Genomic DNA, 313 nt, shown 5'->3' on the forward strand with positions numbered 1-313 from the left:
ATACAGATGTAATGGGAGACGTTACTACTAATATAGGAATTATTAAATACGATAATAAAGAAGCTGGAAGATACGGTGTGAACTTAAGATATCCTCAGGGATTTGAATTTGAAGAGGCTGTTGAAAGATTTACTAATGAAATTAAAGACATTGGATTTAGCCTTGAACTTGGTAAAGTTCAAAAGCCACATTATGTAGATAAAGATGATCCATTTGTGGAGAAACTTGTCAAAGCATATAGAAACCAAACTGGCGATATGACTGAACCTTACACGATTGGTGGGGGGACTTATGCTAGAAACCTAGACAAAGG

General features: G+C 35.5%; 1 pseudogene. It reads left to right on the forward strand.

The annotated features are described in order from the left end of the window. Positions 1 to 313: pseudogene (locus FOJ82_RS16020) on the forward strand (hypothetical protein); the annotation flags it as partial.

Origin of the sequence: Tessaracoccus rhinocerotis (assembly GCF_007197885.1) — a bacterium.
Lineage (GTDB): Bacteria > Actinomycetota > Actinomycetes > Propionibacteriales > Propionibacteriaceae > Arachnia > Arachnia rhinocerotis.